Source organism: Bradyrhizobium sp. CCBAU 25360 (genome assembly GCF_028128695.1).
Lineage (GTDB): Bacteria > Pseudomonadota > Alphaproteobacteria > Rhizobiales > Xanthobacteraceae > Bradyrhizobium > Bradyrhizobium ottawaense.
Genome location: NZ_LBJA01000045.1, coordinates 711,636 through 736,361, shown reverse-complemented (window position 1 = coordinate 736,361; position 24,726 = coordinate 711,636). Strand labels below are relative to the sequence as shown.

Sequence of the window (24,726 nt, the reverse complement as noted above, 5' to 3'; positions counted from 1 at the left end):
GCCACCGTCTCGCTTTGTCGCGGCTCTGAGGAAAACGGTTCGGTTCAGACTTGGCGAAAGACGATATTTTTCATATTTGGCATGGTAGATGAACCAGCCGGCCTCCAAACGGAGGCTGGCGCAGCGACGGTCCCATAGCTCAACTGGATAGAGTAGCGGATTTCTACTCCGCGGGTTGCAGGTTCGAGTCCTGCTGGGATCGCCAGTCTCATTTCTAAATCCACCGCCCTTCACGAACGCGTGGGTAACCATACGCGGGCCTTTGAACCGTGCCGATCAGCCCTATGTAAGCGGCGGGCGAATTGCGCCCGCGTTAAGGACTCCGATGCTTCCTGCCGAATGGACGAGAATGGCCATCGCATCTGCGGTGGCGATCGTCGCGATGTCGTTTTTGGCAATCGACGCAGGCGTCGTGAACACCAGTGTGGTCACCAGGCCCATCAAGGTGGCTCAAGCATCGATCATTGGCGCCGCCATGGGCCAGCATCACCTTTCCTTCGCCGTTCAGGAGTGGGCGCGTCCCAGCCGCGACAACAGCGAAAAGCCGGCCTTGGAGCACTGCCTGGCGATCGACTGATCGAGGCGCCCTCTTCCGCGCAAGCGACGACATTCATCCTCGGCCACCTGTCGACTGACGAACGTGCCACCATCGCGCAATCGCCGCGGTGAGATCATCCCAGACCTCCGTCGGCAAGTCCGAGACCGCCACCCGCACGCTGTATTGGTCCGTGGTCGCGTCGTGAAACCACTCGGTCGCGGCGAAGTCGAAACCGAAGCTGCCGGCATGGCGAATCGGGAGGCCCTCGGCGCGCAGTTCGTTGCTCATGTCCTCGGCGGCCTGCCGCGCGCTCGCCTCGTCGAGAGGGCTCCTGCCCCGCAAGGTGACATAGAGACCGTGGGCGAAATGGAGTTCGGCAGAGAGCGCCGGGAGTGTTGCAGCAAAATGGCGGGCCATGCTGCGGCCGTTGCGCAGGATCGCCGCAACGCGCCTCTTTGTGAGGGCCCAGTAGACCGCGCTGCCGACAAAGGGCGGGAAGTGCGCCGGCAACGCCGCGCCGCCGAGCAATCGCACCGCGTTGCGGGTTTCGGCCGCGAGACGTGTCCATTCAGGCCGCCCTGCCCGCTGCAGGTCATCATTCCCCTGCACGAAAACCGCCGAGCCCAGGCGGCCATATTCCGCCCCGAGCGAATCGAGCTTGTTGTGGCTTCGCACCAGCACCAGTGGAATTCCGTATCGCCGGGCCCAACTCAGGACGCGCCGGATCCGGCCCGAGCTGCCCGCGAAGCATGTCGTATCGAAAATCACGAGATCGAGACTCGAGCCGTCGCTTCGGATCGCCGCCTCAAAAGCGCCGGCGCGGGAGCAGGAATCCAAAAGCAGAATTTTCGGCGAATTCGCCGAAGCAAACGCATCACCCAACGGCGGCCTCAAAGCCACGAGCCGCAAATGAGGAACAAGGCCCCGGATCAGCTCCAGCGTCTCGCCATAGGAGCCGGGAAGCACCAGCAAATCAGCCCTCTCGACGATTTGCGCGGAGGCCAGCAGGACGGCGGAGATCGCAGCCATGCCCGAGGCAGTATAGATCGCCGCGCTCATGCAGCCGCATTCGAACTCATAGAAGGAAGGACCGCGCACCGTAAGATCGGCCCGCTGGTAATCGTAACTGAACTTGAACGGCCCGCTGACGGGATCGGCGCTGTGCGACCAGGCTGTTTCCGTTGCCTTCCACTCGTGCAGCTCGTGCTCTGCCCTGAGCGCCGCAGTGATCTGGAATTTGGACCTGACGACCTCGTCGACCGATCGCGGACGCGTCAGATCGAGCCGATGGCTCAGGCAGTCATTCAACAGCCCGAGTTCCCTGTGCTTCCGTTCCAGATAGGCCTGAATAGTCTCCATGCGCGTCTTGGGCAGATCCGATCGGACGTCAACGTGCGGAAATCGCCTTGGGTCCAACGCACGCCTGCTGCAACGAACAACGATCCTGGCCGTTGAGACGGTGCAAGGAGGACAACATGTCTGAGATCAGAGAGCACATGAAAATCATCGGCAAGGACGGCGCACATGTCGGCACCGTCGACCGCGTCGAGGGCAACCGCATCAAGCTGACGCGCAAGGACAGCCCGGAAGGTCACAAGGACCATCATCACTACATCGACATGAAATATGTCGGTGCCGTCGAAGGCGATGTCGTCAAGCTTTCAATGAATGCCGACGCCGTACCGAAGACGGAAGCCGCCTGAACATTGAGCCGCCTGAACATTGAGCCCCTTCGGGGGCTTTTTGTTTGTTCACGATCCGACTCCGCTTCGTTCCAAAAGCACGAATCGTAATCGTAATGTCGGCGCCGCGCATTTCTTAACGTCGCGTTTCGTCGGATCGATCACGTCGCCATTCACGTATCCATGGGCACGAGCGTCGGCCGCAGCAGGTAGGCGTCGATCGCAGCGTTCGACAACAACAGCCTGCGGCGCTCTCCTCGCAGCATCAACCGATCGATCCTGTTCAGGATGAAGCGAGCGGAGTCCTCGTGCTCGCCTGTGAGCAAGCCGGATCGGTCGAGATATTTCCAGGCAATGTCGAAGGACTGTGCGCGTAACTCGGGGTCGGTCATGGACGGCCAACGTCCGCGGGGAATGGAGGTTCCTGTTCGAGCGCGAGCGAGGCGGGTCGCCTTGCGCAACGCCAGGCGTATCGAACACGGCACAACAAAATGAGCAGCGGCATGGAACGAGATCACGACCGGCACGTTGAATGGCTTGAAATCAAGTGGTGCCGACCTGCCAGCCCCGGTCGGCTTTGAAGGGCCCCGTGCTTGTCCCCCGAGCACGGGGCTTTCTCATGCAGATCAGCCGGCCGGCCGAGTTCGGCCCGTCATCGTCTGACGCGAAATTCCCCTAAGAATGCCCGCAGTCCGCCCGCTCATCGCGCCGGTCGCGGGCCAGCTCGTGCCAGGCCAGAGCCAATTGGATCAGCCTTTGCCGGTCGGCACCTTCCGATGCCGCGGCCCGCTTCATCGCGGCCTCCGCTTCGTGCTGTGGATCGTACTTGGTATACATGCGACCGACTCTAGCCGGCCATCTGGACAAGCCCATGGCAATTTCGTCCGTATGATTGCGGGGTAACGTCCGCGTCTCCCGGACCGAGGCAAACGCTCCGGCACGATTGCCTCACTGCACGCATGCGCTGATTGCGAAGCTATTTGGCTGGGCTTCATCCAGGCGATCTGTGAATTGTGTCACAGTCCGCGACCTGCATCTCGGTTAAACCATGTTTCGACGCTCCAGCAGCACGCGGAGGCATCGATGGTATTTCCCGTCATGAAACAAGAAGCAGCAGCTCCGGCCAACGTCCCGACGCGACGACAGAGGACCGACCTGCTCGGCATCGCCTATCTCGGGACCATCGGCATCGTGATGCTGACCTGGATCGCCGGCCTGGTCTGGGGCGCAATTGCGTTCTTCAACTGGCTCGTGTGACGCAGAACGATCCGTCGCGTTGGCGAGTAAGGCTCGCGGCCGGCTTCGTTCGCTAAACCAGGCAGTGCAGCATCTGCCCCAGCTTGATCCCGCCGCAAACGATCATGGCCCAAAGCGCCAAGCTGATCTGGATTGCATCCAGCATGTCCCACGTCCCCGCGAATCGTTTTCCCAACGTTTTTTCTTTTGAGAATCGCGTGAAGCGGCACCGGGAGCCAGTGCTATTTTGAGGCAGTTGTTGTGCGCCGCCGAACGTCGCGCCGACATACGCATCGAGACAATCGGTTGACGGCACCAGAACAAAAAGAGGTGGGCGTTCGCCCGCCTCTTTCAGGTCAGGATGCGACCAGTGCCTTAGCGGCACGCTCGCGGATCGGTCGCCACGTACTGCCCGTCCGGATAGCGGTAGTAGCAATTGCCCTGCGCCCAGTAGTAGCCCGGCTGGGATGCGGCGGTGGCACCGGCGATGGCTCCGGTCGCGCCGCCGAGGACCGCGCCCGCGGCAGCCCCTGTTGCGTTGCCCGAGATCAGTCCGCCCAGCACGCCGCCGACGATGGCGCCGCCAAGTGCGCTCGCGCCGGGATCAGCCGGCGGCGGCGGAGGTGGCGGTGCATAGGCGACCGGAGGCGGCGGCGGGGCATAGGCCACCGGCACGTCGTCGTAATATTCCTCGGAGATGTAGGCCGGCGGGCCGGCCATCCGCTGCGGATAATAATACCAGACGCCGCCAACGTCCCACCACCAGCCGGAGCGGCCGTTGTGGACTTCGTGGCGCCAGCGCCCGCCATCCCAGGAGCGATTGCCACGATAGGCATGTCCGCCCCAGTCGCGCGTCGGAGCGGGACCACGGGCGACATAGCGTCCCGGCGGCGGGCCGCCGGCGCTGTGCTGGCCGGGACCAGCATGGGGCTGGCCACCGGGCTGCGGCGCGGGTCGGGCCGCCTGCTGCGGGGGCGGGCCCCTGCGCATGTTCTGACTGTCCGGAGCCGGTGCTCCAGCGCCCGGGCGGGCCGGAGGCTGGCCGGCGTCCCTCGACGGCCCCGCGTCCCTGGACGGCCTGGCGTCCTGGGCCTGTGCCGAAAGCGCGAGCAACGACATGGCCGAAACCAAGGAAATGATGATCTTCATGCGGCTGGACGCACTCATGCGTGCTTAACCCCTACTCTTTCGATTGCTCTCGCAATTGCCGTGGTGCCTGGCGCGATAGACGATTCGGATCGCGCTCGGCTTGATGCCGGCTGACATAGCTGACCTGCTTTGTTCGGCTAAGTCGCGTTACAAATGATTAAGATCACGGCAATTTTTCGGCTCGACGGGCCGCGCTGGAGCGCTTCTAGCGGGCCGGCTCGATCACGTTGCAATTGCTCCGCCCGGACATCAGGCAGTCTTGCATCTTGCTGGCCGCGGTAAGGTCCCGCGCGAGCCACCAGCCGACACCGAGGATCAGGATCGCGATGATCAAGCCGGCGATCGCGCCGCGGCGGTTATCGCCGGATTGAGGCTTCGGCCGGGATTTCGGCTTCTCGCCCGGTTCGGGCTTGGACTCGAGTTTGGACGTGGACATGGCTACCTACCGTGCGGGCGCCGGCTTACCACCTCTGCGACGTCCCGTCACATCCCGATCGGTCCAGTTCGTCAGGTTCAGCCTCGGGTCGCCCGGATCGCATCCTTGCGCGAGGTTTCGACCGCCGGGATCGCCTGCTGGAGCCGCGGTGCACAGGTCGTGAGCACGAACGCGGTCTGCGTGCATTCCCAGTCGGCCCCCAGGACGGCGCTCTCGATGGGCTGGGGACGAGCGAGCAGCAGCGCGGCGCCGGCCACGGCTATCAGAGCCAAGGCGATTGCCAGCGCCTTCTGGCGGAAGCGGAAGATCGTCATGCCCGTGCTCCGTCTCGTATCGGGGCGGACGCTAGGCGTCGCCCCTCGTGCTCCCTTATGAGGGACATCACAATTCGGCAGTTTTTCCGGGCTACGAGATCGTCGGGGCGACGATTTTTCGTCTACCTGATCGGCTGCGATTATGGGTGGCTTCGCGACGCGCGCCGATGTACACGCTTCTGCGTCGCGTGGCGCCCGCTATGCCCAGCCGACGTACCAACACGCAGTGATGTAGGGCTGAAAGTGAGGAAGACAAGGTTCGTTCGATGAGTGGATTCAGGGAACCAGGCTTCTCCGACCGACAAAAGGCGGCGCAGGAAGCACGCAAAAATCTTTTGAACAAATTCAAGTCGCAACCGGGTCATGACGATCCGGCGGTCGCGGCACGACGCGCCGAGCGCGAGGCCCTCGCGGCCAAGCGCGCCGAGACAAAGGCAGCGCGCGAGGCCGAAAAGGCCGAGCAGAAGCGTATCGCCGAAGAAGCCGCAGCCGCGGAGGCAGCCCGGATCGCCCGCGAGGCGGAGGAGGCGGTCGCCAAGCAGGCTGAAGTCGAGGCCGAGCAGAAGGCCAAGCGCGACGCCCGCTACGCCGCCCGCAAGGCCAAGCGCAAGTAGCATTCACGGTCGCGTTCAACTGAATTTGAACTGACTATCCGGGGCGGTCCACGTGACCGCCCCTGGATTTTCGACGCACGTCCGTCTGCTGCGGACCACAGTCGAAGATCAGTTCTTCTTCATCATCCCGTCGTCCTTCTTCATCCCGTCCTTCGACATGTGATCCTTCTTCATGCCGTCGTCCTTGGACATGGTGTCCTTCTTCATCATGCCGTCCTTGGACATCGTGTCCTTTTTCATCATGCCGTCATCCTTGCCCATCTTGTCCTGAGCAAAGGCGGCCGGCGCGAGCGCGAGGCCGAGCGAGAGAGCGGCAGCGGAGACGCCGAGCACGATACGGGTGCGAATGGTCATGGATCATCTTCCCTTCAAGATGGTGTTTGTCAGCGACGGACGCCGCTATTCAATCTCGACGGATGCGAGTCCCGCGTTGTTACCCCGCCGCCGATAAATTTTTGACGAGCCCGCTGCGATCCGACGTTCGGGGGAGTCCAGAGCCTGCGGCGGGAAGAGGATGTGTGCAGCGCAGCACGGCCACCCCCTTGCCGTGGCATTCGGTCTCGAACTATCAGATGAGAGAATATCGGGTGAAAGACCGGCTAGGATGGGCCTACGTGCCGGTCACATGACCCGCCCAAATCACGCCAACAAGAACCGTTCGAAGAAACGTTCAGAGGGATCACACCATGCTCACGCGCCGCCATCTGCTCGCGACCGCGGTCGCCGCACCCGCCATTCTCCGCTTCGGCACCGGCACCGCGCAGGCCGCGACCACGCTGAAAATCTCGCACCAGTTCCCGGGCGGCACCATCGACAAAGGTGATTTCCGGGACCGGCTCTGCCGCATGTTCGCTGCCGAAGTCAGCAAGCGCAGCAACGGCGACATCGCCGCCGAGATCTATCCGAACTCTTCGCTGATCAAGACCAACGCGCAGTTCTCCGCGATGCGCAAGGGCGCGCTCGACATCAGCCTCTACCCGATGCCGTACGCTGGCGGTGAGCTGCCGGAGACCAATATCGGCCTGATGCCCGGCCTCGTGACCACCTACGACCAGGGCCTGCGCTGGAAGAAGGAGCCGGTCGGCAAGGCGCTGACCGACTTCCTCGCCGACAAGGGCATCATCCTGCTCTCCTGGGTCTGGCAGGCCGGCGGAGTCGCCAGCCGCTCCAAGCCGATCGTCGCGCCGGAAGACGCCAAGGGCCTGAAGGTGCGCGGCGGCTCGCGCGAGATGGACATGGTGCTCCAGACCGCCGGCGCCTCGGTGCTGTCCGTGCCCTCGAACGAAATCTACGCGGCGATGCAGACCGGCGCCTGCGATGCCGGCATCACCTCCTCGACCAGCCTGATCTCGTTCCGTCTGGAAGAGGTCGCCAAGTCCCTGACCTCGGGCGCAGGCGCCTCCTACTGGTTCATGCTCGAGCCGCTGATGATGTCGAAGGCGATCTTCGACAAGCTGCCGAAGAACCAGCAGGACATCCTGCTCGCGGTCGGCACCGAGCTCGAGGCCTTCGGCCGCAAGGGCGCGCAGGACGACGACGTCGAGGTCGCCAAGGTCTACGAGAAGGCCGGCGCCAAGGTCTCGGTGCTCGACGCCGCGACCGTCGGCAAGTGGCGTGACATCGCCCGCGACACCGCCTGGAAGGACTACAGCGCCAAGACCGCGACCTCGGCGAACCTGCTCAAGCTCGCCACCGACGTCGCCGCATGAGCCACGGTCCGCTTCCGGATCGTGACGATCAAACCAGCGCGGCCGCAAGGACAGGCCTTGCGGCAGCGGTCGATCGTGGTCTCGCCATCCTCAACAGCATCATCGTGGTGTTCGCCGCGATCGCGCTGGTCGCGGCCTGCGCCATCCTGAGCTACAGCGTGCTCAGCCGCGCCTTGTTCAAGGCCGCCAATTACTGGCAGGACGAGGCCGCCGTGTTCCTGCTGGTCGGCGCGACCTTCATGACGGCCGCCTACGTGCAGCAGAACCGCGGCCATATCGGCATCGAGGCCTTTGTCGGCCTGCTCTCGCCGCTCGCGAACCGGATCAGGCTCTGGCTGGTCGATGCCGCCACGTTTCTGTTCTGCGCCTTCTTCACCTGGAAGTCCTGGACACTGGCCCACGAGGCCTATGTCGACGGCCAGGTCTCGAACTCGATGTGGTCGCCGCCGCTCGCCATTCCCTATTCGCTGATGGCGTTCGGCATGAGCCTGCTCTGCATCCAGATCCTCGTGCAGCTTGCGCTGCCGTTTACCGGAGCCAAGCGTCCATGAGCGTGTTCGGTATCGGCGTTGCCTACGGTGTTGCGACGCTGCTCGTGATGTTCTCGGGCATGCCCATTGCGTTCGCGCTCGGCGCGGTCGCGGTCGTGTTCATGGGCATCTACATGCCGGCGGCGTCCCTCGATACGGTGACGCAAAACGTCTACGAGGAAATGGCCTCGATCACGCTGTTGTCGATCCCGCTCTTCATCCTGAAGGGCGCCGCGATCGGCAAGTCGCGCGCCGGCCAGGATCTCTATTCGGCCCTGCATGCCTGGCTGCATCGCGTTCCCGGCGGGCTCGGCGTTGCCAACGTGTTCGCATGCGCGCTGTTCGCGGCGATGGCGGGCTCCTCGCCTGCGACCTGCTCGGCGATCGGCTCGGCCGGCATTCCCGAGATGCGCAAGCGCGGCTATTCCGGCGGCTTTGCCGCAGGGATCATCGCTGCCGGCGGCACGCTCGGCATCCTGCTGCCGCCCTCGATCACCATGATCCTGTTCGCGGTCGCAGCCGAAAAATCGCTCGGACGGCTCTTCCTCGCCGGCATCGGCCCCGGCCTGCTGCTGGTCTCGCTGTTCGGCGCCTACGCCGTGATCCGCTTCCGCCAGGAATATGCCGCCGCAGAAGCGATCTACAAGAACGGCGGCCCGGAAGCAGCGATCCTCGCCCGCGACGAATACACGCTCGCCGAACGCTTCAGCGTGCTGCCGCGCGTGATCCCGTTCGTGCTGCTGCTCACCGGCGTGATGATCGCGCTCTATGGCGGCTACGCCACGCCGTCAGAGACCGCCGGCCTCGGTGGCCTGCTGGCACTGGCGCTGATCGCGGCGATCTACAGCGTGTGGCGGCCGAGCGACCTTGCGCCCATCATGAAGTCGACGATCCGGGAATCGACCATGCTGATGATGATCATCGGCATGTCGCTGCTCTATTCCTACGTGATGAGCTATCTGCACATCTCGCAATCGGTCGCCGAATCCATCGTCGCGATGCACCTGCCGCGCTGGGAGTTGCTGTTTGCGATCCTCGTCATGGTCGTCGTGCTCGGCTTCTTCCTGCCGCCGGTCTCGATCATCCTGATGACGGCACCGATCATCCTGCCGCCGCTCCGTGCCGCGAACTTCGACATCATCTGGTTCGGCGTGGTCATGACCATCGTGATGGAGATGGGGCTGATCCATCCGCCCGTCGGCCTCAACATCTTCGTCATCCGCAACGTCGCGCCGGACATCCCCTTGCGCGAGGTGATCTGGGGTACGCTACCCTTCGTGCTGCTGATGATGCTGGCAGTGCTGCTGCTGTGCTTCTTCCCGGCGATTTCGACCGGGCTGCCGGATCTGGTGATGGGGCCGGACGGGAGCAGGTAACGGCGTCACAGGTGCCGTAGGGTGGGCAAAGCGCAGCGTGCCCACCACCTGTCGATGATCACGGAGAGATGGTGGGCACGGCGCGATGCGCCTTTGCCCACCCTACGCGTGCAGCGATTACGGCTCGGTCTTCCGCCGCACCTTCGGCGCGACCACGCTGCCGGCCACCACCTGCAACAGATCTTTGCGCACGGCTTCGATGTGCCGCTCCAGGAAGCGGCAGGCCTCCTCGACCTTCTGCGCGCGGCAGAGCGCGATCATATGGGCGTGCTCCTTTTCGGCCGTCCCCATCGCCTTGGTGTTGGAGAGCTGCAGCCGCGTGTAGCGGTCGCTGGTCTGGAGCAGCGACAGCACGATCGCGCGCGTGCGCGGCTGCGGGGCGTGAACATAGAGCGCCATGTGGAAGTCGGCGTTGAGCTGGCCCCATTCGCTGACATTGCGCGCCTTGATCGCCTTCTCGAAACTCTTGTGGATGTCGTCGAGCCCGTCGAAATCGTCAGCAGTGAAATGCGGCGCCGACTGCGCGAGGAGGCGCGGCTCCAGAATGCGGCGCAGATCGAAGACGTCGTTGATCTCGTCCAGTGACAGCTCGGAGACGATGGCGCCCTTCTGCGGAACAATCCGCACCAGGCCTTCGGCCTCGAGCTGAAACAGCGCCTCGCGCACCGGGATGCGGCTGACGCCATAGGCCTCGCCAAGGGCATCCTGCCGCAACTGCGATCCGGCCGGATAGGTACCGTCGAGGATCGCCTGCCTGAGCTGGTCGACGATCGCGGCCGACAGGGTGCGATGCTTCAGAGGCTGTTTCATCTGACCTTCTGTTGTCCTTCCCGACTCGTCCGGCCGAAGCGGTCTCTCTCTTGCATGTCGGGCGCTCCAGCAAAAGCCGGGTGCCCCGCAAAGCGGCGTGCCCAGCAAAAGCGCGGCCTGCCGCCGAAATGACCCCAATCTCCGTTTGACACCCAAATTGTATAAATTATACATTTGTCGATAGCACGACAATTTTCGGGGTGTGGGGCCTCTTTCATGATCGAGCAGACGATCCCGGCCAACCGCGCGTTCAGCGTTCGACGGATGGTCATTCGCGCCTCCAGCGCCCTGCTCGCCGTGGAGCGCCTTGCGCTGATGGGCCTGATGTACGTGCTGACCGGCCTGATCCTGGTGAACGTCGTCACCCGCTACGCGCGCTTTCCGATCTACTGGATCGACGAATCCGCTGTTTATTGCGTGGTCTGGCTGACCTTCATCGGCGCCTCCACGATGACGCGCCTGCGGCTCGACTTCGCGGTGACCATGCTGACGGAACGTCTTTCGCCGCAGCACCAGAAGATCGCGAAGGTGATCTCGACCGGCCTCGTCGTCGTGTTCGGTGCCGCCCTGATCGTCACCTGCATGCTCTGGATGGATCCGGTTGGCCTCGCCCGCGCCGGCTTCGACGGGCGCAAGCTCGCGGCCGAAACCTTCAACTTCCTCTACACCGAGCACACGCAGACGCTGAACTGGCCGACCTGGGTGCTCTACCTGACGCTGCCGATCTTCGCGGTGTCGATGACCGTTCACGGCCTCGCCAATTTGCTGGAAGATCTCGGGCTGGTGCCGCGCGTGCCGCCAAAGGGCTTCCAGCTCTCCGAGCTCGACGGGGTCAACTGATGATCACGTCAGCGGCCTTTATGGTTTTCATGCTGGTCGGCGTGCCGATCGGCCTCTGCCTGTGCCTCGCCGGGCTCGTCTACATCGCGGCATCCGGCAATCCCGTGCTATTCCAGTCCTATCCGCTGCAGCTGTTCGGCGGCGTCGACAGCTACGGCCTGATCGCGATTCCCCTCTTCATCCTGATCGGCGAGATCATGAACGGCGGCGGCATCACACGGCGCATCGTCGACATGGCGATGGCCTTCGTCGGCTCGCTCAAAGGCGGGCTCGCCTACGTCAACATCCTCGCCAACATGTTCATCTCCTCGATCCTGGGATCGGCGACCGCACAGGTCGCGATCATGGCCCAGATCATGGTGCCGGAGATGGAGAAGAAGGGTTACGACAAGACGTTTGCGGCGGGACTGACCGCCTATGGCGGCATGCTCGGACCGATCATACCGCCCTCGGTGATGTTCGTGGTCTACAGCGTGCTCGCGCAGGTCTCGGTCAGCGACATGCTGATCGCCGGCATCGTGCCGGGCGTCATCCTCACCGTGATGTTCTGCCTCGTCATCGCGCTGATGGGCTACGTCTACAACTATCCGCGTGCGGACTATCAGACACCGCGCCAGCGCGTCATGACGATCCTGCGGACGTCGCCGACGCTGCTGATCCCGGTCGTCATCGTCGGCACGATTCTGAGCGGCCTTGCCAATGCGACGGAATCCGCCGCCGTCGGCGCGGTGGCTGCCGCACTCGTCGGAAAATACTGGACCAGGGAGTTCGAGTTCTCGCAGCTGCCGCAGATGATGCTGCGCAGCGCGATCTATTCGGCGATCGTGCTGTTCCTGGTCGCGGCCGCCGCCGTGTTCTCCTGGGTCCTGATCTTCGGCAAGGTGCCGCAGGAGACGGCTGCCTGGATCCAGACGGCTGCCAAAGACCCGGTCAGCTTCATGCTGATCTGCAACGTCATCTTGCTGGTGATCGGCACGGTCATCGACGGCATTCCCGGCCTGATCATGACGGTGCCGATCCTGCTGCCTGTTGCAACCGAGGTCTATCACATCGATCCCCGGCATTTCGGCGTCGTGGTGGTCATCAATCTCGTGCTCGGCCTGCTGTCGCCGCCGGTCGGGCTCTGCTTCTTCGTCGCGGCCGCCGTCACCGGCGCCAAGCCCGGCAAGATGTTCATGGTGACGCTGCCCTTCTTCGTCATCTCCTGCGTCCTCCTCGTGCTGCTCTCGCTCTATCCGTCGCTCTCGCTGATCCTCATCAAATAGGCCCGTTCAAAAGGAAGCCCGACCATGCCGCTTACACGCCGCCGCTTTCTCGCCGCCAGTGCCGCCACATCGGTGTTCGCACCGTCGTTGGCGCTCGCCCAGACCAAGGAATTCCGCCTCGGCCTGATCACGCCGAACGGCCATTCCTGGAATAAGGCCGCGCTCAAATTCGGCGACGATCTCAAGGCCGCAACCAACGGCCGCCTGACCTTGACCGTGTTCCATTCCGGCCAGCTCGGCAACGAGCCCGCGATGATGCAGCAATTGCAGTCCGGAGCGCTCGACATGGGCTTCATCCAGGCCGCCGAGCTCGGCTCGCGCGTGCCGCACATCGCCGCGATCAACGCGCCCTACATCGTGCGCTCGACGCCGGCGGTGGCGAAATTCGTGCGGCATCCGGCGGCCGTCAAACTGTTCGACGTGCTGCCGCAGGAAACCGGAACGATCGGGCTTGGCTGGGGCATCACCGGCATGCGCGCGGTGTTCTCGTCGAAGGATTTGACGACGCTCGCCGACATCAAGGGCATGAAGCTGCGCATCAACCCGACGCCGGTCTATCGCGACTTCTACTCGTCCCTCGGCGCTGCGCCGACGCCGATCCCCACGCCACAGGTGTTCGACGCCATGGCCAACGGCCAGGTCGACGGCCTCGAGGCCGATCTCGAATTCTCCTGGAACCAGCGTTTCGACAAGGTCTCCAAGGTGATCCTGCAGATGAATGCCGTCTTCATGCCGATGGCGGCCGTCGTCTCCGGACGGGTCTGGCAGTCGCTCCCCGCTGCCGACCGCGAGCTGATCGCCAAGACGGTCAAGGCGACGCTGGATGCGCAGATCGACGAACTCGCCGGCAACGAGCCCGCGCTGATCGAGAATTTCAAGAACGCGCCGATCCCGATCCGCCAGGTCCCCGCCGGCGACACCGAAGCCGTCATTGCCGAGTTCGACAAGATCTGGCTGCCCAAGGCACCGGTTCTCGCCGAGCTGCGCAAGGTCGGCGCGACGCTCTGATCCCACCCGTCAGCCTCTTCACCACGCCCGGCGGATCCAGCCCCCCGCCGTCAATCTTACTTGGAGTCAAATCAATGAGCCGCCGCGTTTCCTGGGAAGGCGTCTTCCCGGCCGTCACCACGCAATTCCACGACGATCTCTCGCTCGACATCGATGCAACCGCGAAGGTGATGGACGGTCTGATCCGCGACGGCGTCTCCGGACTGATCGTCTGCGGCTCGGTCGGCGAGAACACCTCGCTGGAGCGCAAGGAGAAGGTCGCGATCATGGAGACGGCCAAGTCGGTCGCCGCCGGCCGCGTGCCCGTATTGTGCGGCATCGCCGAATTCACCACGGCGTTTGCGGTCGAGACGGCGAAGGAAGCCGCGCGCGTCGGCATCGACGGCGTGATGGTGATGCCGGCGCTGGTCTATTCGTCCAAGCCGCACGAGACTGCCGCGCATTTCCGCGCCGTTGCCTCCGCGACCGACCTGCCCGTGATGCTCTACAACAATCCGCCGATCTACAAGAACGACGTCACCCCGGACATTCTCGCCACGCTCGCCGACGTCGAGACCGTAGTCTGCTTCAAGGATTCGTCCGGAGACACGCGGCGCTTCATCGATACCCGCAACATGGTCGGCGACCGCTTCGTGCTGTTCGCAGGCCTCGACGACGTCATCGTCGAGAGTATCGCCATGGGCGCCGTGGGCTGGGTCTCCGGCATGTCGAACGCCTTCCCGCGCGAGGGCGAGACGCTGTTTCGCCTCGCCAAGGCCGGCCGCCTCGCCGAGGCGATGCCGATCTACGAATGGTTCATGCCGCTCTTGCACCTCGATGCGCGCCCCGATCTCGTCCAGTGCATCAAGCTGTGCGAGCACATCATGGGCCGTGGTACCGCGCTGACCCGCCCGCCGCGCCTCGCGCTGCTGCCGCAGGAGAAGGCCGAGGTCGAGGCGATGATGGCCAAGGCGCTGAAGAGCCGGCCGCGTCTGCCGGATGTGGGGCTGAAGGCGGCCTGACGGGAGGTCTCGTAGGGTGGGCAAAGCGAAGCGTGCCCACCACCTGTCTCAACAATCGAAAGATGGTGGGCACGGCGCTTCGCGCCTTTGCCCACCCTACGGAGCTGAAGTCGCGGCCCGCTTCTTCTTCGCATTCAGTGCGGACGCGACCCGGCTCACGGGCGGCTTGCCCAGCACGCCGCTCATCTCGTTCGTGGCCGCCAGCAGCTTCTCCATGTCGACGCCGGTCCTGACACCCATGCCCTCGAGCATGTAGACGACGTCCTCGGTCGCGACGTTGCCGGTCGCTCCCGGCGCGTAGGGGCAGCCGCCGAGGCCGCCGGCCGCGGCGTCGATGACGCGGACGCCCTCCTCCAGGCCGGCATAGAGATTGGAGAGCGCCTGGCCGTAGGTGTCGTGGAAATGCATTGCAAGCTTGGCGGCGGGAATGTTGGCGGCAACCGCGCGCAGCATCTCCTTGGCCTTATCAGGCGTGCCGACGCCGATGGTGTCGCCGAGCGAGATCTCGTAGCAGCCGAGTTCCGACAACGTGCTCGCAAGATCGGCGACGGCCTTCGGCTTGATCTCACCGTCGAACGGACAGCCCAGCACGCAGGAGATATAGCCGCGCACCCTGACGCCGTCAGCCTTGGCACGAGCCAGCACCGGCCTGAACCGCTCAATGGACTCCGCAACGGTGCAATTGATGTTGGCGCGCGAAAAGCCCTCGGACGCCGCCGCGAACACCGAAACCACTTTCGCGCCCGCGGCGCGCGCGGCGTCATAGCCCTTCTCGTTGGGCACCAGCACGTGGAATTCGGCGCCCTTGATGCCGCTCACGCCGCGCAGCACGGCATCCGAGCTTGCCATTTGCGGGATCGCCTTGGGTGAGACGAACGCCCCGACCTCGACCGTATCGAGGCCGGCCGCGACCAGCGCCTCGACGAAGGCGATACGGGCTTCGACGCTGACGGGCGTCTTCTCGTTCTGGAGGCCGTCGCGCGGCCCCATTTCGATGATGCGGACGGGGTCGCTCATGTCACTCTCCCGCAGGATCGACCACCGCGAGTTCGACGCCCTCCTGCACGATGTCGCCGACCTTGCACTTGATGGACTTCAAGACGCCGGCATAGGGCGCGCGCAGCGTCTGCTCCATCTTCATCACTTCCAGCGTCAGGATCGGCGCCCCCTTCTCGAGCTTGGCCCCCTCCTCGGCCAGCACGGCGACGACGGTGCCCGGCAGCGGCGCTGCGATCTTGTCCTGGCCGGTCTGCTCTTCGGTCTCACCGCCGAACGGATCGACCCAATGCAGGTCGAAGCGGCCGTTGCGCGTGCGCAAGTAAAGCTCATGGCCGGCGATGACTGCGGCGACCGAGGATTTGACGCCATCAAGCGTCAGGTCGAAGCCGCCGTCGCGTGGCGTGATCGCGAACGCCAATTCGCGTTCGCCGATGACAAGCGTGGACGGGCCGCTGCCGTAGTTCAGCACGATCTTCTGCTCGGGGCCGTGACCGACGCGAAAGGCAAAGCTGCGCTGCCGGCGGCCGACCGGCTGCCAGCCAAAGGTTTGCCAGGGCGAATTCGCCTCCGCTTGGGCGGCCCGCTGCTCGTCGCTGATGATAGCGGCCACTGCGGCGCACAGTTCGAGCTCACCCGGCGCCGGCGCGGCCTGTGTCAGCACCGCCAGCTCACGCTCGATGAAGCCGGTATCGATCGCATTCGTCCGCACCTTCGGATGCGTCATCAGCGCCGACAGGAACGGGATGTTGCTGACGATGCCGCGGACATCGGACTCTTCCAACCCGCGGTTCAGCCGTTCGATCGCGACATCCCGCGTCGGCGCCCATGCGATCATTTTTGCGAGCATGGCGTCATAGTAAGGCGAGACGCTATCGCCCTCGCGGTAGCCGGCGTCGATGCGTAGGCCACCGGTCTCGGCGGGCAGCCGCCAGGTCGAGATCCGCCCGACTGACGGCATGAAGTTCTTGGTCGGATTCTCCGCGTAGACGCGCGCCTCGACGGCGTGGCCGTTGAGCTTGATCTCGTCCTGCTTCAGCGGCAGCGCCTCGCCGAAGGCGACGCGCAGCTGCCATTCCACGAGGTCGATCCCGGTGATCAGCTCGGTCACGGGATGCTCGACCTGCAGGCGTGTGTTCATCTCGATGAAGAACACGTCCTTGCCGTCGGAGACGAACTCGATGGTGCCGGCACCGACATAGTTCACCGCTCCGGCCGCTTTTCGCGCGGCGGCACAGACCGCCTCGCGCTGGGCGGGATTGAGCGTCGGCGACGGCGCCTCCTCGATCACCTTCTGGTGCCGGCGCTGCAGCGTGCATTCGCGCTCGAACAGCGACAGCAGATTGCCATGGCTGTCGCCAATGATCTGCACTTCGATATGCCGGGGATTATCGACATACTTTTCGATCAGCATGCGATCGTCGCCGAACGCGGCCTTGGCCTCGCGCTTGGCGCTGACGATCGCAGGCGCAAGCTCGTCGGCCGAGCGCACGATGCGCATGCCGCGGCCGCCGCCGCCGGCGGAGGCCTTCACCAAAATCGGGAAGCCGATCTTGTCGGCCGCCTTCGAAAGCGTCGCCTCGTCCTGGGCTTCGCCGTGATAGCCGGGCACCAGCGGCACGCCGGCCTTCTCCATCAGCTCTTTCGAGCCGGACTTCGAGCCCATCGCCGTCATCATCCCGGCGGTCGGACCGACGAACACCAGCCCTGCATCGAAGCAGGCCCGTGCGAATTCGGCATTCTCCGACAGGAAGCCGTAGCCGGGATGCACGGCCTCGACGCCGGTCTTGCGCGCGGCCTCGATCAGCCGCTCGACATTGAGATAGCTGTCGCGGGCCCGCGCCGGCCCGAGCAGCACGGCCTCGTCGGCGAGCGCGACATGCATCGCGTCGCGGTCGGCCTCAGAATAGACCGCGACCGTGCGCAGCCCCATGGCACGCGCGGTGCGGATGACGCGGCAGGCGATCTCGCCGCGGTTGGCGATCAGGAGCGTGCGAAAACGACGGTAGAGCTTTGAGTGGTCCATCGCATCACATCCTGAACAGGCCGAATTTCGTCGGCTCGATCGGCGCATTCGACGCCGCCGAGAGGCCAAGGCCGAGCACGAGGCGCGTGTCGGCGGGGTCGATCACGCCGTCGTCCCACAGCCGCGCGGTCGCGTAGTACGGGTGTCCCTGGCTCTCGTATTGTGCGCGGATGGGCTCGCGGAATTTGTCTTCCTCTTCCTTCGACCAGCTATCGCCCTTGGCCTCGATATTGTCGCGCCGGACCTGGCTCAGCACCATCGAGGCCTGCTCGCCGCCCATCACCGAGATGCGCGCGTTCGGCCACATCCAGAGAAAGCGCGGCGAGTAGGCGCGGCCGCACATGCCGTAATTGCCGGCGCCATAGGAGCCGCCGATCACGACGGTGAACTTTGGCACCGATGCCGTCGCAACCGCGGTCACGAGCTTGGCGCCGTCGCGCGCGATGCCGCCGGCCTCGTATTTCTTGCCGACCATGAAGCCGGTGATGTTCTGCAGGAACACCAGGGGAATGCCGCGCTGGCAGCACAGCTCGATGAAATGGGCGCCCTTCAGTGAACTCTCACTGAAGAGAATGCCGTTGTTGGCGATGATGCCGACCGGATAGCCCCAGATATGGGCGAAGCCGCAGACCAGCGTCGTGCCGTAGAGCTTCTTGAACTCGTCGAACTCGGAGCCATCCACGACGCGGGCGATGATGTCGCGCACGTCGAACGGCTTTCTGCCGTCGACCGGCACCACGCCGTAGATCTCCTCGGCCGCGAACAGCGGATCGCGCGGCTTGTGCATGTTGAGGTTCGGCCGCACCGACGGCTTCAGCGTGCCGACGATGCGCCGCGCGATGCCGATCGCATGGGCATCGTTCTGGGCATAGTGGTCCGTGACGCCCGACTGGCGCGAATGCACGTCGGCGCCGCCGAGCTCCTCGGCGCTGACGACCTCGCCGGTCGCGGCCTTCACCAGCGGCGGGCCGCCGAGGAAGATGGTGCCTTGATTGCGCACGATGATGCTCTCGTCCGACATCGCGGGGACATAGGCACCGCCGGCGGTGCAGGAGCCCATCACGATGGCGATCTGCGGAATGCCCTGGGACGACATCTGCGCCTGGTTATAGAAGATGCGGCCGAAATGCCGCTCGTCCGGGAAGATCTCGTCCTGCAGCGGCAGGAAGGCGCCGCCGGAATCGACCATGTAGACGCAGGGCAGATTGTTCTGCCGCGCCACGTCCTGCGCGCGCAGATGCTTCTTCACCGTCATGGGGTAGTAAGTGCCGCCCTTGATGGTGGCGTCGTTGGCGACGATCATGCATTCGCGCCCCGAAATACGACCCACCCCCGTCACGACGCTCGCCGAATGCACGTCGCCGCCATAGAGGCCATAGGCCGCGAGCGGCGACAGCTCCAGAAAGGAGGTGCCGGGATCGACCAGCAGGTCGACGCGCTCGCGTGCCAGCATCTTGCCGCGCGAGGTGTGGCGGTTGCGCGAGGCCTCGCCGCCGCCGCCTGCGACTTGGGCGAGCTTTTCGCGCAAGTCGGCGACAAGCGTGCGCATGGCTTCTGCATTGCGCGAAAAGCCTGATGAAGATGGATCGATGCTGGAATGGAGCGGCATGTTGATTCCAATAAGGTGAAGGTTTTAAGCCGTCTCGGACATCAGTTCGCGGCCGATCAGCATGCGGCGAACTTCGGACGTCCCCGCGCCGATCTCGTAGAGCTTGGCGTCGCGCCAGAGACGCCCCACGGGGAATTCGCTGGTGTAGCCGACGCCGCCAAGCGCCTGGATTGCCTCGCCGGCCATCCACGTTGCCTTCTCCGCGGAATAGAGGATCGCCGCCGCCGCATCCTTGCGCAAGCTGCGGGCGTGGTCGGCGCGGTCGCAAGCGCGTCCCACCGCATAGACATAGGCGCGAGTGGCCTGCCACGTCGCATACATGTCGGCGAGCTTGCCCTGCATCAGCTGGAAATCGCCGATCGGCTGGCCGAACTGCTTGCGCTCGTGCATGTAGGGCACGACCGCGTCCATGCAGGCCGCCATGATCCCGAGCGGACCGCCCGACAGCACCGTGCGCTCATAGTCGAGGCCGGACATCAGCACCTTGACGCCCTCGCCCACCTTGCCGAGCACGTTCTCCTCCGGCACCTCGCACTCGTCGAAGAACAAGGGATAGGTGTTGGAGCCGCGCATGCCGAGCTTGTCGAGATGCTGGCCGTGGGTAAAACCCTTGAAGCCCTTCTCGATCAGGAAAGCGGTCATGCCACGCGGGCCGGCCGCCGGATCGGTCTTGGCGTAGACGACGAGCACGTCAGCGTCGCCGCCATTGGTGATCCACATCTTCGAGCCGTTGAGGACGTAGCGGTCGCCGCGCTTGTCGGCGCGCAACTTCATCGAGACGACGTCGGAGCCGGCGCCCGGCTCGGACATGGCGAGCGCGCCGACATAGTCGCCGGAGATCAGCTTCGGCAAATAGCGCTGGCGCTGCGCGTCATTGCCGTTGCGCCGGATCTGGTTGACGCAGAGGTTGGAATGGGCGCCGTAGGACAGCCCCACGGCAGCGGAGCCGCGCGAAATCTCCTCCATGGCGACGATGTGGGCGAGATAGCCCATGTTCGAGCCGCCATATTGCTCCGGCGCGGTCATGCCGAGCAGGCCAAGGTCGCCGAAGCGCTTCCAGAGGTCTGCGGGGAACAGATTGGCCTTCTCGATGTCGGCCGCGCGCGGGGTGATCTCCGCCTCCACGAAGGCGCGAAGCGTGTCGCGCAGCATGCCGACGTCTTCGCCCAGTTCGAAGTCGATGCTCGGGATGTTCAAGGCGATTCCTCCGTATTTGACCTTCGAACCTAGCCGGATCGAAGCCCTCTTGCGGTCGAAAAGGTTGCATTTTCCGCCAAACTTGGCGAGGATTTTCGAGAGGAATTCCCAAAGGTTCGCAATGCCTTTTCAAGCCGCCACCGCGACCTCGCGCCGCGCCGTGACCCCCACCGCCTTCGTGCGGGGCGTGGTTGCCGCCTATGCGCGATACGGACGGGATCCGGCCGAAGCGCTGCAGCGGGGACAGGTAGCGCCAGACCTTGTCAATTCTCCGGGTGGGCGGATCACCGCCGCCCAGTTCGAGGCGTTGGCGGGCCATGCCATGCGGGAGCTCGACGACGAGGCGCTCGGCTGGTTCTCGCGCCGCCTGCCCTTCGGTACCTACGGCATGCTGTGCCGCGCCTCGATCACGGCGCCGACGCTGGAGGTCGCGCTCAAGCGCTGGTGCCGGCATCATCGTCTGCTCACCGAGGACGTGCTGCTCGATCTCGAGCTCAGTGAGGAGACCGCGGTCGTCTCGATCCGGGAACTGCGCGACCTCGGGCCCTTGCGCGAATTCTGCCTCGTCACTCTGCTCCGCTACGCCCTCGGCTTCTCCTGCTGGGCGGTCGATTCCGCGATTGCGCTACGCGCGGCGGAATTCCCTTATCCTGAGCCGGGACACGTTTCGGTCTACCCGACCATCTTCTGCAAAAGCGTCCGCTTCGACGCGGACTGCGCTCGGATCGTCTTCGACAAGCATTATCTATCGCTGCCGCTGACGCGCAGTCCGGCCGATCTCGACAACATGCTCAAGGGCGCGCTGCGGTTGACCGTGCTGCCCTATCGGCGCGACCGGCTGCTGGTCGAGCGTGTCCGCCGCGTGCTCCGCAATGCGCGCGGACGCAGTCTCGGTGCCGAGGATGTCGCAAGCGAGCTTGCGCTCTCCACTCGCACCATGCATCGGCGCCTGCGCGAGGAGGCCACCTCGTTGCGCGACCTCAAGGAAGAGGCAAAATTCGAACTGGCAAAACAGGAGCTGATGCGAGGCCGCACGCCGATCAAACGCATCGCGGAGATCGCCGGCTTCCGCAACGAGAAGAGTTTTTCGCGCGCCTTCCGCAACTGGAGCGGCGCCAGTCCCCGCGAGTTTCGCGGGCGGTATCGCTAAGACATCATCCGGAAAGCACGTCGCGGTCTTCCGTGCGTGCCGAGAGGGCGAGCACCCTGAGGCGCCGTACTCCTCAGACGTTTGCGGCCCCCGGGATCACTCCCGAAGGCCGTAAAGGTCGAAACCACCAGTCCTATCTCTGATCAATTCGAGTTGGTCTGCGCGCCGCTCCGAAGCTTGCTGCGCGACTGCGAATGCTTCGGCTGATAGGCGAGAGAGTCGGTCGCGCTCTTCGCACCGCTCTGCGCGCACGTTCCACCGATACCGCCGGCAGCGGCGCGGCAGGCTTCCATCGTCGGATAGCCGCAGCCGTGAGCGGCCTGGGCACCGTTCGTGATGCAATAATCTTCCGCTTTCGCAGTCGGTGCCGTCAGCACCAGAAACGCGGACGCAAACAGCGTCGCGGCGGAAACTGCGAACGTCTTCGAAACCGAGGTCATGATGTCTTTTCCTGCTTAAGAAGTCCCACATGCGAGCCCTCGACTCGCAACGCGCGCTGAGGCTCACACCTCGCATGTAGGCCAACCACGGGAACCATCAATCACGGCTCAGCGCATTGCTGGGATGTGATAATCACATTTCTCAATTAGGTGAGTTGATAAGCATTATAGTGCCACCAGGGCGATCGCCTCCAACTCTTTCGCAATTGATGCAAGTGCAGTGCAGGCTGCCCTCGGGCGTGGCCTGCCGCTAGCCCGCAGATGCCGCCGCGACGTTCTGCAACGGCAGTGGCACATCCTTCGCGACACCCAGCACGGGGAAGCTCCGAACGTTCTTCACGTCAGGCATCGCCGCGAAATGCAGCAGCTGCTGGCGCATGCTCTCGACGCTCGGCGCCACGCATCTCAGGAGATAGTCGGTGTCGCCCGAGATCCGCCAGCACTGCTGGATGCGCGGGATCGCGGCGATCGAGCTCTCGAACGCCTCCAGCACCGGCTGGGCCTGGCTGCCGAGCTGGATCGAGACGAACGAGACCACCTCATAGCCGAGCCGCCGCTCGTCGATGACCGCGCGCACCGCCCGGATCACGCCACGGCTGAACAGCGATTTTAGCCGCCGCAGGCAGTTCGGCGCGGATACGCCGACGCGCAGCGCCAGCTCGTTGTTGCGGATACGCCCGTCCTGCTGCAGCTCGGACAGTATTTTTAGATCGACGCCGTCGAGCTGGTCACGCCCGGCCATAGCCGTACCCTCGTCATGGTCGTGTCATGCGGGGCAGCGAAGCACGCGGCGGAATTGGTGCCAAGGGTCCGAACCCGGGGCGCGACGCCATCGCGTTCGGGAGGAATGCCTCCCCCACCGTCATGGCGGGCCTGTCCCGGCCACGCATGTTCGTTCACGCGCCCAAAACGTCGATGCCCGGGCCTTCGCCTCGCCGAAGCGGCTTCGGCCGCGCAGGCGGGACGGGCCCGGCATGACGAGTACATCACGTCGATTAACGTCGCAGCAGCCGCCCCTCAATGCGTCCAAGGCTCGCCGCGGCGGAAGGAGAAATTATCGGCATAGGCGGCCGGGCGGCGGATCGAATCCTGCGGCTCGATCACCTGGTACGCGATGCCCTTGCGCTCACAATAGGCGATCGCCTCTTCCTTGCTGTGGAAGCGCAGCGTGATCTGCTGCTTCATGTCGCCCGACGAGGTCCAGCCCATCAGCGGCTCGACCGAGCGGGGCTGCTCCGGCTCGTAGTCGAGCTGCCATTCCTTCGTCTTGGACCGGCCGGATTGCATCGCGTTCTTGGCGGGCTTGAAAATGCGTGCGGTCATTGGCGGTCCGGCCTCTTCGTCTTTTCGCTCGATTTCGATGCGTCACGGTAGCAGTTGGTGGAAACCTCAGGGATAGTATACAGACACCGATTGGGAACTGATCGGTGATTCCGGCCCCGGGCAACCTTCTCCGACGGTATAGTCATTATGCTGCACCGTGACAATTGCGTACCCGCCGTTCGCGCTGGGGTCCCGCCCGGCGGCACTGCTTCGCCGACATCAGCGTAACCGCCCCTCCGAGAGCTTCCGTCGCATGGCCTTCCTGAACATCAACGCCACGCTCCCTGAAAAAGGCCGTGACCTCAGGCTCGACCTGTTTCGCGGGGTCGCGAACTGGGCGATCTTCCTCGACCACATCCCCGACAACGTCGTGAACTGGGTCACGACCCGCAATTACGGCTTTTCCGACGCCGCCGACCTGTTCGTGTTCATCTCCGGTTATACCGCCTCGTTCGTCTATGCGCGGATGATGCTGGAGCGCGGTTTCCTGGTCGGCGCCACCCGGCTGACCAAGCGGGTCTGGCAGCTCTACGTCGCCCACATCATCCTGTTCGTGATCTATATCGCCTCGATCAGCTATCTGGCGCTGCGCTTCGGCGATAGCGAGATGATCAACGAGTTCAACGTCGCCGGCCTCGTCGACAACGCCACCGAGACGCTACGCCAGGGCCTGTTCCTGCGCTTCAAGCCGCTCAATCTCGACGTGCTGCCGCTCTACATCGTGCTGATGGGCCTGTTCCCGCCGGTGCTGTGGTTCATGCTGCGCAAGCCCGATTTGACGATGGTGCTGGCGATCGTGCTGTGGCTGGCGGCGCGTCACTTCGGCTGGAATCTGAATGCCTATCCGGCCGGCCAGTGGTACTTCAACCCGTATTGCTGGCAGGTGCTGTTCGTGTTCGGCGCCTGGTGCGCGATGGGCGGCGCGCGGCGCTCGATGACGCTGATCAACGCGCCGATCACGCTCTATCTCTGTCTCGGCTATCTCCTGTTCGCGCTGGTCATGACCATGGCCGGCCGCTTCCCCACGTTCGGCGGCATGTTCCCGGAGTGGCTGTTCTCGGCCTTCAACCCGAACGACAAGACCAACCTTGCGCCCTACCGCTTCCTCCACTTCGTCGTGATCGTGATCCTGGTGATCCGCTTCGTGCCGAAGGAATGGCCGGGGCTGGAATGGAAAGTGTTCGATCCCCTGATCGTCTGCGGCCAGCAGTCGCTCGCCGTGTTCTGTGTCGGCGTGTTCCTGTCGTTCGTCGGCCATTTCGAGCTGTCGATGAGCTCGGGCTCGCTGCTCGCACAGATCTTCGTCAGCGTCGCCGGCATCGCGATCATGACGACGGTGGCCTATTACATCTCGTGGTCGAAGAAGCAGGACAAGCCGCTGAAGCCACCGCCACCCAAGCCGGCGGCAGCCGCGGCGAAGGCGGCCTGATCCGGCAACGCCTGGCGGTTGAAGCGCGGCCTTCCACCGCCATGGGCC

Annotated in this window: 29 protein-coding genes and 1 tRNA gene; 14 read left to right on the top strand and 16 right to left on the bottom strand. The window is 64.4% G+C overall.

What is annotated here, in order from left to right:
- Positions 1-128 precede the first annotated feature (128 nt).
- Positions 129-205 (top strand) — tRNA-Arg (locus XH81_RS37800).
- 144 nt (positions 206-349) lie between these two features.
- Positions 350-577 carry a hypothetical protein gene (locus XH81_RS37795; protein WP_157158010.1) on the top strand — a complete coding sequence of 76 codons (228 nt, stop codon included), beginning with the start codon at positions 350-352 and terminating at the stop codon, positions 575-577.
- A gap of 33 nt (positions 578-610) precedes the next feature.
- Here the strand turns inward: XH81_RS37795 and XH81_RS37790 are convergent, their stop codons facing one another.
- Complete coding sequence (locus tag XH81_RS37790) at positions 611-1,897, bottom strand: hypothetical protein (RefSeq protein WP_028144727.1); 1,287 nt, start codon at positions 1,895-1,897, stop codon at positions 611-613.
- A 116-nt stretch (positions 1,898-2,013) separates the two neighbouring features.
- Between XH81_RS37790 and XH81_RS37785 the strand changes: the two genes are divergently transcribed.
- Positions 2,014-2,241 (top strand): DUF2171 domain-containing protein, encoded by a 228-nt coding sequence (locus XH81_RS37785; protein ID WP_028144728.1) that lies wholly within the window; start codon positions 2,014-2,016, stop codon positions 2,239-2,241.
- A gap of 152 nt (positions 2,242-2,393) precedes the next feature.
- Here XH81_RS37785 and XH81_RS37780 read toward each other — a convergent pair whose 3' ends face one another.
- Both XH81_RS37780 and XH81_RS37775 read right to left on the bottom strand, forming a co-directional pair.
- Positions 2,394-2,612, bottom strand: coding sequence for a hypothetical protein (locus XH81_RS37780; RefSeq protein ID WP_028144729.1), 219 nt, complete (start codon positions 2,610-2,612; stop codon positions 2,394-2,396).
- A 283-nt stretch (positions 2,613-2,895) separates the two neighbouring features.
- Positions 2,896-3,057 carry a hypothetical protein gene (locus tag XH81_RS37775; protein WP_162832224.1) on the bottom strand — a complete coding sequence of 54 codons (162 nt, stop codon included), beginning with the start codon at positions 3,055-3,057 and terminating at the stop codon, positions 2,896-2,898.
- 261 nt (positions 3,058-3,318) lie between these two features.
- On the opposite strand from XH81_RS37775, the gene XH81_RS37770 reads away from it, so the two are divergent.
- Positions 3,319-3,477, top strand: coding sequence for a hypothetical protein (locus tag XH81_RS37770; RefSeq protein ID WP_028144730.1), 159 nt, complete (start codon positions 3,319-3,321; stop codon positions 3,475-3,477).
- Between the two features lie 52 nt (positions 3,478-3,529).
- Here the strand turns inward: XH81_RS37770 and XH81_RS37765 are convergent, their stop codons facing one another.
- The 4 genes from XH81_RS37765 to XH81_RS37750 form a co-directional block, all read right to left on the bottom strand.
- Entirely contained in the window at positions 3,530-3,841 is a 312-nt protein-coding gene (locus tag XH81_RS37765) for a hypothetical protein (RefSeq protein ID WP_131233215.1), read from the bottom strand.
- Entirely contained in the window at positions 3,832-4,623 is a 792-nt protein-coding gene (locus XH81_RS37760) for a hypothetical protein (RefSeq protein WP_028144731.1), read from the bottom strand. Before XH81_RS37760 ends, XH81_RS37765 begins: the two co-directional genes overlap by 10 nt.
- A 187-nt stretch (positions 4,624-4,810) precedes the next feature.
- A complete protein-coding gene (locus XH81_RS37755; protein ID WP_028144732.1) occupies positions 4,811-5,041 on the bottom strand; it encodes a hypothetical protein in 231 nt (76 codons plus the stop codon).
- Positions 5,042-5,118: 77 nt separating this feature from the next.
- Positions 5,119-5,355, bottom strand: a complete 237-nt coding sequence (locus XH81_RS37750) for a hypothetical protein (protein ID WP_028144733.1) — start codon at positions 5,353-5,355, stop codon at positions 5,119-5,121.
- Between the two features lie 266 nt (positions 5,356-5,621).
- Between XH81_RS37750 and XH81_RS37745 the strand changes: the two genes are divergently transcribed.
- Positions 5,622-5,969, top strand: coding sequence for a DUF6481 family protein (locus tag XH81_RS37745; protein WP_028144734.1), 348 nt, complete (start codon positions 5,622-5,624; stop codon positions 5,967-5,969).
- Positions 5,970-6,077: 108 nt separating this feature from the next.
- Here the strand turns inward: XH81_RS37745 and XH81_RS37740 are convergent, their stop codons facing one another.
- Entirely contained in the window at positions 6,078-6,323 is a 246-nt protein-coding gene (locus XH81_RS37740) for a pentapeptide MXKDX repeat protein (RefSeq protein ID WP_018323138.1), read from the bottom strand.
- A 332-nt stretch (positions 6,324-6,655) separates the two neighbouring features.
- Between XH81_RS37740 and XH81_RS37735 the strand changes: the two genes are divergently transcribed.
- Genes XH81_RS37735 through XH81_RS37725 form a run of 3 tightly spaced genes read left to right on the top strand, consistent with a single transcriptional unit; the run spans position 6,656 to position 9,584 of the window.
- Positions 6,656-7,678: a TRAP transporter substrate-binding protein gene (locus XH81_RS37735; protein WP_028144735.1), complete on the top strand. Its 1,023-nt coding sequence runs from the start codon at positions 6,656-6,658 to the stop codon at positions 7,676-7,678.
- Positions 7,675-8,229 (top strand): TRAP transporter small permease, encoded by a 555-nt coding sequence (locus XH81_RS37730; RefSeq protein WP_028144736.1) that lies wholly within the window; start codon positions 7,675-7,677, stop codon positions 8,227-8,229. Before XH81_RS37735 ends, XH81_RS37730 begins: the two co-directional genes overlap by 4 nt.
- Positions 8,226-9,584, top strand: coding sequence for a TRAP transporter large permease (locus XH81_RS37725; RefSeq protein ID WP_018323135.1), 1,359 nt, complete (start codon positions 8,226-8,228; stop codon positions 9,582-9,584). Before XH81_RS37730 ends, XH81_RS37725 begins: the two co-directional genes overlap by 4 nt.
- A gap of 117 nt (positions 9,585-9,701) precedes the next feature.
- Here XH81_RS37725 and XH81_RS37720 read toward each other — a convergent pair whose 3' ends face one another.
- Positions 9,702-10,394 (bottom strand): GntR family transcriptional regulator, encoded by a 693-nt coding sequence (locus tag XH81_RS37720; RefSeq protein ID WP_028144737.1) that lies wholly within the window; start codon positions 10,392-10,394, stop codon positions 9,702-9,704.
- Positions 10,395-10,610: 216 nt separating this feature from the next.
- Here XH81_RS37720 and XH81_RS37715 point away from each other — a divergent pair, with 216 nt between their 5' ends.
- From XH81_RS37715 to XH81_RS37700, 4 genes are all read left to right on the top strand, one after another.
- Positions 10,611-11,234 carry a TRAP transporter small permease gene (locus tag XH81_RS37715; protein WP_038974096.1) on the top strand — a complete coding sequence of 208 codons (624 nt, stop codon included), beginning with the start codon at positions 10,611-10,613 and terminating at the stop codon, positions 11,232-11,234.
- The gene (locus XH81_RS37710) at positions 11,234-12,499 is read left to right on the top strand and encodes a TRAP transporter large permease (protein WP_028144739.1); all 1,266 of its coding nucleotides are present in this window, start codon (positions 11,234-11,236) and stop codon (positions 12,497-12,499) included. Before XH81_RS37715 ends, XH81_RS37710 begins: the two co-directional genes overlap by 1 nt.
- Before the next feature lie 24 nt (positions 12,500-12,523).
- Positions 12,524-13,507, top strand: coding sequence for a TRAP transporter substrate-binding protein (locus XH81_RS37705; protein ID WP_028144740.1), 984 nt, complete (start codon positions 12,524-12,526; stop codon positions 13,505-13,507).
- Positions 13,508-13,581: 74 nt separating this feature from the next.
- Positions 13,582-14,508 carry a dihydrodipicolinate synthase family protein gene (locus XH81_RS37700; RefSeq protein ID WP_028144741.1) on the top strand — a complete coding sequence of 309 codons (927 nt, stop codon included), beginning with the start codon at positions 13,582-13,584 and terminating at the stop codon, positions 14,506-14,508.
- 96 nt (positions 14,509-14,604) lie between these two features.
- On the opposite strand, the gene XH81_RS37695 is transcribed toward XH81_RS37700, so the two are convergent.
- The 4 genes from XH81_RS37695 to XH81_RS37680 are packed head-to-tail and all read right to left on the bottom strand — an operon-like array spanning position 14,605 to position 20,291.
- The gene (locus tag XH81_RS37695) at positions 14,605-15,525 is read right to left on the bottom strand and encodes a hydroxymethylglutaryl-CoA lyase (protein ID WP_028144742.1); all 921 of its coding nucleotides are present in this window, start codon (positions 15,523-15,525) and stop codon (positions 14,605-14,607) included.
- A 1-nt stretch (position 15,526) separates the two neighbouring features.
- The gene (locus XH81_RS37690; protein WP_028144743.1) at positions 15,527-17,530 is read right to left on the bottom strand and encodes an acetyl/propionyl/methylcrotonyl-CoA carboxylase subunit alpha; all 2,004 of its coding nucleotides are present in this window, start codon (positions 17,528-17,530) and stop codon (positions 15,527-15,529) included.
- Positions 17,531-17,534: 4 nt separating this feature from the next.
- Positions 17,535-19,139 (bottom strand): carboxyl transferase domain-containing protein, encoded by a 1,605-nt coding sequence (locus XH81_RS37685; protein ID WP_028144744.1) that lies wholly within the window; start codon positions 19,137-19,139, stop codon positions 17,535-17,537.
- Between the two features lie 24 nt (positions 19,140-19,163).
- The gene (locus XH81_RS37680) at positions 19,164-20,291 is read right to left on the bottom strand and encodes an isovaleryl-CoA dehydrogenase (RefSeq protein ID WP_085967564.1); all 1,128 of its coding nucleotides are present in this window, start codon (positions 20,289-20,291) and stop codon (positions 19,164-19,166) included.
- A 166-nt stretch (positions 20,292-20,457) separates the two neighbouring features.
- Between XH81_RS37680 and XH81_RS37675 the strand changes: the two genes are divergently transcribed.
- Positions 20,458-21,486: an AraC family transcriptional regulator gene (locus XH81_RS37675; RefSeq protein WP_028144746.1), complete on the top strand. Its 1,029-nt coding sequence runs from the start codon at positions 20,458-20,460 to the stop codon at positions 21,484-21,486.
- 143 nt (positions 21,487-21,629) lie between these two features.
- Here the strand turns inward: XH81_RS37675 and XH81_RS37670 are convergent, their stop codons facing one another.
- The 3 genes from XH81_RS37670 to XH81_RS37660 all read right to left on the bottom strand — a co-directional run bounded on the left by XH81_RS37670 (position 21,630) and on the right by XH81_RS37660 (position 23,249).
- On the bottom strand, positions 21,630-21,926 hold the full coding sequence (locus XH81_RS37670; protein WP_028144747.1) for a DUF3551 domain-containing protein: 297 nt from the start codon (positions 21,924-21,926) through the stop codon (positions 21,630-21,632).
- Between the two features lie 250 nt (positions 21,927-22,176).
- Positions 22,177-22,668 (bottom strand): Lrp/AsnC family transcriptional regulator, encoded by a 492-nt coding sequence (locus XH81_RS37665; RefSeq protein WP_038946708.1) that lies wholly within the window; start codon positions 22,666-22,668, stop codon positions 22,177-22,179.
- A gap of 275 nt (positions 22,669-22,943) precedes the next feature.
- Positions 22,944-23,249 carry an ETC complex I subunit gene (locus XH81_RS37660; RefSeq protein ID WP_028144749.1) on the bottom strand — a complete coding sequence of 102 codons (306 nt, stop codon included), beginning with the start codon at positions 23,247-23,249 and terminating at the stop codon, positions 22,944-22,946.
- Between the two features lie 253 nt (positions 23,250-23,502).
- On the opposite strand from XH81_RS37660, the gene XH81_RS37655 reads away from it, so the two are divergent.
- Positions 23,503-24,678, top strand: a complete 1,176-nt coding sequence (locus XH81_RS37655; protein ID WP_028144750.1) for an OpgC domain-containing protein — start codon at positions 23,503-23,505, stop codon at positions 24,676-24,678.
- Positions 24,679-24,726: the final 48 nt, after the last annotated feature.

What these genes read in the sequence shown, in the direction of transcription:
- XH81_RS37735 (WP_028144735.1), top strand. Translation starts at nt 6,656, where the DNA reads ATGCTCACGCGCCGCCATCTGCTCGCGACCGCGGTCGCCGCACCCGCC.
- XH81_RS37665 (WP_038946708.1), bottom strand. Translation starts at nt 22,668, where the DNA reads ATGGCCGGGCGTGACCAGCTCGACGGCGTCGATCTAAAAATACTGTCC.
- XH81_RS37770 (WP_028144730.1), top strand. Translation starts at nt 3,319, where the DNA reads ATGAAACAAGAAGCAGCAGCTCCGGCCAACGTCCCGACGCGACGACAG.
- XH81_RS37790 (WP_028144727.1), bottom strand. Translation starts at nt 1,897, where the DNA reads ATGGAGACTATTCAGGCCTATCTGGAACGGAAGCACAGGGAACTCGGG.
- XH81_RS37750 (WP_028144733.1), bottom strand. Translation starts at nt 5,355, where the DNA reads ATGACGATCTTCCGCTTCCGCCAGAAGGCGCTGGCAATCGCCTTGGCT.
- XH81_RS37730 (WP_028144736.1), top strand. Translation starts at nt 7,675, where the DNA reads ATGAGCCACGGTCCGCTTCCGGATCGTGACGATCAAACCAGCGCGGCC.
- XH81_RS37715 (WP_038974096.1), top strand. Translation starts at nt 10,611, where the DNA reads ATGATCGAGCAGACGATCCCGGCCAACCGCGCGTTCAGCGTTCGACGG.
- XH81_RS37785 (WP_028144728.1), top strand. Translation starts at nt 2,014, where the DNA reads ATGTCTGAGATCAGAGAGCACATGAAAATCATCGGCAAGGACGGCGCA.
- XH81_RS37725 (WP_018323135.1), top strand. Translation starts at nt 8,226, where the DNA reads ATGAGCGTGTTCGGTATCGGCGTTGCCTACGGTGTTGCGACGCTGCTC.
- XH81_RS37695 (WP_028144742.1), bottom strand. Translation starts at nt 15,525, where the DNA reads ATGAGCGACCCCGTCCGCATCATCGAAATGGGGCCGCGCGACGGCCTC.
- XH81_RS37655 (WP_028144750.1), top strand. Translation starts at nt 23,503, where the DNA reads ATGGCCTTCCTGAACATCAACGCCACGCTCCCTGAAAAAGGCCGTGAC.
- XH81_RS37700 (WP_028144741.1), top strand. Translation starts at nt 13,582, where the DNA reads ATGAGCCGCCGCGTTTCCTGGGAAGGCGTCTTCCCGGCCGTCACCACG.
- XH81_RS37720 (WP_028144737.1), bottom strand. Translation starts at nt 10,394, where the DNA reads ATGAAACAGCCTCTGAAGCATCGCACCCTGTCGGCCGCGATCGTCGAC.
- XH81_RS37685 (WP_028144744.1), bottom strand. Translation starts at nt 19,139, where the DNA reads ATGCCGCTCCATTCCAGCATCGATCCATCTTCATCAGGCTTTTCGCGC.
- XH81_RS37705 (WP_028144740.1), top strand. Translation starts at nt 12,524, where the DNA reads ATGCCGCTTACACGCCGCCGCTTTCTCGCCGCCAGTGCCGCCACATCG.
- XH81_RS37710 (WP_028144739.1), top strand. Translation starts at nt 11,234, where the DNA reads ATGATCACGTCAGCGGCCTTTATGGTTTTCATGCTGGTCGGCGTGCCG.
- XH81_RS37745 (WP_028144734.1), top strand. Translation starts at nt 5,622, where the DNA reads ATGAGTGGATTCAGGGAACCAGGCTTCTCCGACCGACAAAAGGCGGCG.
- XH81_RS37660 (WP_028144749.1), bottom strand. Translation starts at nt 23,249, where the DNA reads ATGACCGCACGCATTTTCAAGCCCGCCAAGAACGCGATGCAATCCGGC.
- XH81_RS37775 (WP_162832224.1), bottom strand. Translation starts at nt 3,057, where the DNA reads ATGTATACCAAGTACGATCCACAGCACGAAGCGGAGGCCGCGATGAAG.
- XH81_RS37690 (WP_028144743.1), bottom strand. Translation starts at nt 17,530, where the DNA reads ATGGACCACTCAAAGCTCTACCGTCGTTTTCGCACGCTCCTGATCGCC.
- XH81_RS37780 (WP_028144729.1), bottom strand. Translation starts at nt 2,612, where the DNA reads ATGACCGACCCCGAGTTACGCGCACAGTCCTTCGACATTGCCTGGAAA.
- XH81_RS37675 (WP_028144746.1), top strand. Translation starts at nt 20,458, where the DNA reads ATGCCTTTTCAAGCCGCCACCGCGACCTCGCGCCGCGCCGTGACCCCC.
- XH81_RS37740 (WP_018323138.1), bottom strand. Translation starts at nt 6,323, where the DNA reads ATGACCATTCGCACCCGTATCGTGCTCGGCGTCTCCGCTGCCGCTCTC.
- XH81_RS37680 (WP_085967564.1), bottom strand. Translation starts at nt 20,291, where the DNA reads ATGCTGCGCGACACGCTTCGCGCCTTCGTGGAGGCGGAGATCACCCCG.
- XH81_RS37755 (WP_028144732.1), bottom strand. Translation starts at nt 5,041, where the DNA reads ATGTCCACGTCCAAACTCGAGTCCAAGCCCGAACCGGGCGAGAAGCCG.
- XH81_RS37760 (WP_028144731.1), bottom strand. Translation starts at nt 4,623, where the DNA reads ATGAGTGCGTCCAGCCGCATGAAGATCATCATTTCCTTGGTTTCGGCC.
- XH81_RS37795 (WP_157158010.1), top strand. Translation starts at nt 350, where the DNA reads ATGGCCATCGCATCTGCGGTGGCGATCGTCGCGATGTCGTTTTTGGCA.
- XH81_RS37670 (WP_028144747.1), bottom strand. Translation starts at nt 21,926, where the DNA reads ATGACCTCGGTTTCGAAGACGTTCGCAGTTTCCGCCGCGACGCTGTTT.